Annotated in this window: 4 protein-coding genes; 1 reads left to right on the top strand and 3 read right to left on the bottom strand. The window is 72.5% G+C overall.

Features of this window, described 5'->3' with window-relative positions; translation table 11 throughout:
* The first annotated feature begins 252 nt into the window (after nt 1–252).
* Nucleotides 253–1,581 carry an AarF/ABC1/UbiB kinase family protein gene (locus tag EYA84_RS26925; RefSeq protein ID WP_131056530.1) on the top strand — a complete coding sequence of 443 codons (1,329 nt, stop codon included), beginning with the start codon at nt 253–255 and terminating at the stop codon, nt 1,579–1,581.
* A gap of 309 nt (nt 1,582–1,890) precedes the next feature.
* Here the strand turns inward: EYA84_RS26925 and EYA84_RS26915 are convergent, their stop codons facing one another.
* The 3 genes from EYA84_RS26915 to EYA84_RS26905 form a co-directional block, all read right to left on the bottom strand.
* Nucleotides 1,891–2,256: a WhiB family transcriptional regulator gene (locus EYA84_RS26915; protein ID WP_131056526.1), complete on the bottom strand. Its 366-nt coding sequence runs from the start codon at nt 2,254–2,256 to the stop codon at nt 1,891–1,893.
* 132 nt (nt 2,257–2,388) lie between these two features.
* Nucleotides 2,389–2,673, bottom strand: a complete 285-nt coding sequence (locus EYA84_RS26910; protein ID WP_131056524.1) for a hypothetical protein — start codon at nt 2,671–2,673, stop codon at nt 2,389–2,391.
* A gap of 140 nt (nt 2,674–2,813) precedes the next feature.
* A partial coding sequence (locus EYA84_RS26905) for an ATP-dependent DNA helicase UvrD2 (protein WP_131056522.1) occupies nt 2,814–4,719 on the bottom strand: 1,906 nt, incomplete at its 5' end.

Genomic DNA, 4,719 nt, shown 5'->3' with positions numbered 1-4,719 from the left:
GCTAGTCTCGTGGGCTCGGAGATGTGTATAAGATACACGCCACCGCCTACGCGGTCACCGAGGCGCTGACGCAGCTCGACGGCGGCACACCGGAGACGCTCGGCGGGGCGGTGGAGGTCGGTCCGGCGGGCGGCGCCCGACGCCGGCACTGGCCACCGCACCCCCGCTGCCGGTGCGGTGCGTACACCGAAGATGAGCGCCAGCCCGGCCGCAGAGCAGCAGCAGGCCCGCCGAGTCGGTAACAATGACCTCGTGACCGACATCCCGCGCCGGGCCGTGTCCCGCACCGCCAAGCTCGCCGCACTGCCGCTCGGCTTCGCCGGGCGGACCGTCCTCGGCATGGGAAAACGTGTCACCGGGCTCGCCTCCGACGTGATCTCCGCCGAGATCCAGCAACGCACCGCCGAGCAGCTCTTCAGCGTCCTGGGCCAGCTCAAGGGTGGGGCGATGAAGTTCGGCCAGGCGCTGTCGGTCTTCGAGGCGGCCCTGCCCGAGGAGGTCGCCGCGCCGTACCGGCAGGCCCTGACCAAGCTCCAGGAGGCCGCGCCGCCGCTGCCCGCCGCCAGCGTGCACAAGGTCCTCGCCGAGCAGTTGGGGCCGGCCTGGCGTGATCGCTTCGTCACCTTCGACGACTCCCCCGCCGCCGCGGCCAGCATCGGGCAGGTGCACCGGGCCGTGTGGCGGATGCCGGACGGCACCGGCCGGGACGCGGCCGTCAAGATCCAGTATCCGGGCGCCGGTGACGCCCTGCTCGCCGACCTCAAGCAGCTCTCCCGGCTGAGCGCCATGTTCCGGGCCATCCAGCCCGGGTTGGACGTCAAGCCGCTTCTCGCCGAGCTGCGGGAACGCATCACCGAGGAGTTGGACTACGAGTTGGAGGCGGAGTCGCAACGCGCCTTCGCCGCCGCGTACGAGGGCGACCCCGAGATCTCCGTCCCGGCGGTCTTCTCCGCCTCGCCCCGGGTCCTGGTCACCGAGTGGGTGGAGGGCACGCCGCTCTCCGACATCATCCGGGAAGGCAGCGAGGAGCAACGGGACCGGGCCGGCCTGCTGATGGCCACGCTCCACCTCTCCGCACCGGCCCGGGCCGGGCTGCTGCACGCCGACCCGCACCCGGGCAACTTCCGGCTGCTGCCGGACGGCCGACTCGGGGTGATCGACTTCGGCGCCGTGGCCCGGATGCCGGAGGGTACGCCGGAACCGATCGGCCGCATCGCCGCCCTGGCCCTGCGGGGCGACGCCGACGGGGTGGAGGCCGGGCTGCGTTCGGAGGGCTTCCTCAGCACCGACGACCCGATCGACGCCCGCGCGCTGCTGGAGTTCCTGCGGCCGATGCTGGAACCGATCGCCGTCGAGGAGTTCCGGTTCTCCCGGGCCTGGCTGCGCGCCGAGGCGACCCGGCTGGCCAACCCGCGCTCCCCCGCCTACCAGTTCAGCCGGCACCTCAACCTGCCCCCGTCATACCTGCTCGTCCACCGGGTGACGCTCGGTTCGATCGGGGTGCTGTGCCAGTTGGAGGCCAAGGCGCCCTACCGGGGCATCCTGGAACGCTGGCTGCCCGGTTTCGCCCCGGTCGGCTGAGCACCGACCCACCACACGACGACGGCGGGCGGGGACCCCTTGGTCCCCGCCCGCCGTCTGCGGTGTCGGTCCTACAGGACGCCCAACTCGCGGGCCGACCGGGTACGGCCGGTCATGGCGACGGTACGGGCGGATCGGGTTGCCTCAGTGCTCGTGGTGGTGCGGCCGGCCTGAGGCCGCAGCATTCGTACCCGCGCCAACGCTTCGTGGAGTAGGTACATGTCGGTGGTTCCGTTCGGCAGGTGCAGCATCGTGGTCAGCTCTCTCTCGGCCGGCGCAGTGCCGGGGTCGGTCTGGTTCGGGAACATGTCAGGCAGCCAGCCGGACCGCGTTGCGCGACGGGGCGAGCCCGTCGGCGGCCAGTCGCGCCTCGGCCTCGACCCGCAGGGCGGCGTCACGGGCGATGTCCTCCTTGCGCGGGCGACCACGGGGCCGCTTGCGCGGGACGACCGCGCCACGCTCGAAGATCTCGCCGCCCCAGACGCCCCAGGGCTCGGCCCGCTCGACCGCACCGGCCAGGCACTCGACGCGCAGCGGGCAGTCCCCGCAGAGCGACTTGGCCAGTTCCAGGTCGGTGGGCGAGTCGGAGAACCACAGGTCGGGGTCGAACTTCCGGCAGGGCAGGTTCGCCTCCATCTCGACGCTCAGGTCAAGTGGGGCCAACGCCAGACTCATCGCCCGGTCACCTCTCTCTCACTTCGATCTCGTGGATCGCTGTTCCGACGTACTCGGCGGTGCAAAAAAACTGAGGCCGCGGATCCCGGTATGCGGGTTCCGCGGCCTCGAGGTGAGCCGGTGGTCTGTTGGTCAGACCGGTCTACCTCGAGGTGGAACACCGCGGACGTCCATCCGCTTGCTGGCGCCATCGACGCCCTTGCCCGTGAAGCCACTGGTCCCCTGGATCCCGTTCGGCTTCGGTGCGAGGATCAGCTCGGCCTGAACCTCGACCCGGTGCACCTGCGGAGCCCACGGTCGCGTGGCGACGACAGTCGCCCGAACATCCGTCGCCGGAACGACGGAGATCAGGGCAGCCGACAGCGGAGCGACGGCAACGGGCAGCGCCGTCGGACGCTGGTTGATGTAGCTCTCCATCGGTGCCACCTCCAGACCTTCACTCAACGATCGACTCGGAACAGATCCCCCGTGAGCAGCCCGAACAGGGCCCCTCAGCGAGGTGTGTCCTGAGGCTATGACGGTCGGTGGGGCGAGGGCAAACGAATTAACGGTCAGATTCAGAAAGTTTTCTGAGGGCAGATCTCATCGACCGCCGCGCCCCCCACCAGCGCCAGCACGGCCTCCCCGTACAGGCCGAGTTTGCGGGGGCCGATGCCGGCGATCGCCACCAGTTCCTCGGACCGGCCCGGCCGCCGCTCGGCGAGCGCGACGAGCGTCGCGTCGGTGAAGACCACGTAGGCGGGGACACGCTGGGCTCCGGCCACCCGGGACCGCCACTCGCACAGCCGCTCGTGCAACTCGTCGTCGATGTCGGACGGACAGGTGGCGCAGCGGCCCAGCTTCCGGTCCGGCCCGGCGAACAGGGTGGTCCCGCAGATCCGGCAGGAGACGATCCGGGTGGCCGCCCGCCGCTGTGCGCCGCGCGCCGGGGCGCCCGCGCTCGCCCGTTCCGTCCCGCCCGGGGCGAGTTGGGGCAGGAAACGGCACGGCCGCCGGGCCCGCCCGCCCGGGGAGCGTGCCGAGGCGTACGACAGCCAGAGCCACTGACGGGCCCGGGTGATGCCGACGTACAGCAGCCGGCGCTCCTCCTCGACCTGCTCGGTGGTGCGCGCGTACGTGGTGGGCAGGGTGCCCTCGGCGAGCCCGACCAGGAACACCGCGTCCCACTCCAGGCCCTTCGCGGAGTGCAGCGAGGCCAGGGTGACCCCCTCCACCGTGGGTACGTGCTGCTGGGCGGCCCGTCGGGCCAGTTCGTCGGCGAAGTCGGCGAGGGTGACCGGGCGCTCGACCGTGGCGGCCACGCCCAGCGGCATCAGGTCGGGGGTGGCCGCGTACTCCTCGGCGAGCTGGACCAGCGCGGCCAGCGCCTCCCACCGCTCGCGGGCGGCCCCACCGGGCGGGGGCGCGTCGGGTGCCCACCCGACGGCGGCGAGCGCCTCGACCACCGCCACCGGCAGCGGGGTCTCGCCGGGAATCGACCGGGTGGCCGCGCGCAGCGCCACCATCGCCTGCCGCACCTCGGTCCGCTCGAAGAACCGCTCGGCCCCCTGGACCTGGTACGGCACGCCCGCCTCGGCCAGCGCCTTCTCGTACGCCTCGGACTGCGCGTTGGTGCGGAACAGCACGGCGATCTCCCGTGCCGGGGTGCCGGCGTCGACCAAGGCACGGCAGCGCGCGGCGACCGCGGCGGCCTCGGCCGGCTCGTCGGTGAAGATCCGCCGCTCCGGCTCCGGGCCGGGCGGACGCTGGCCCACCAGTTCCAGGCGCAGCCTCGCCTCGGTGCCACGGGCCTGCGAGATGACCGCGTTGGCGAGCCCGACCACCTGCGGGGTGGACCGGTAGTCACGGACCAGCCGGACCACCGTGGCGCCCCGATAGCGGCGCGGGAAGTCGACCAGATACGACGACGTCGCCCCGGTGAACGAGTAGATCGTCTGGCTGGCGTCGCCGACCACGGTCACGTCGTCCCGGCCGCCGAGCCAGGCGTCCAGCAGGCGCTGCTGCAACGGGTTGACGTCCTGGTACTCGTCGACGACGAGATGCCGGTACTGGTTGCGTACCTGTTCGGCGACGTCCGGGTGCTCCTCGATCCCCCAGACCGCGGCGCGGAGCACGTCCTCGAAGTCGATCACACCTCCGGTGCGCTTGAGCCTCTCGTACGCGGCGAAGACCTCGGCGACCTTGGCCGGCTCGTGCGGCGTCTCGCGCAGCGCCTTCGCCGCCGCCACCACGTACTCCCCCGGCTCGACCAGCGAGGACTTGGCCCACTCGATCTCACCGGCGAGGTCCCGGGCGGCGGTCCGGTCGGTCCGCAGGCCGGCCCGGGCCGCGGCGAGGGTGACCAGGCGCACCTTGCTGTCCAGCAGCTCGGGCATGGCCCGCCCGGCCAGCAGCCGGGGCGCGAAGTAGCGCACCTGGCGCAGGGCCGCCGCGTGGAAGGTCCGGGCCTGGACGCCTGTCTCT

Source organism: Verrucosispora sp. SN26_14.1 (assembly GCF_004307965.1).
GTDB lineage: Bacteria > Actinomycetota > Actinomycetes > Mycobacteriales > Micromonosporaceae > Micromonospora.
The sequence above is the reverse complement of the archived record's forward strand: the minus strand, read 5'-3'. Positions and strand labels throughout refer to the sequence as shown.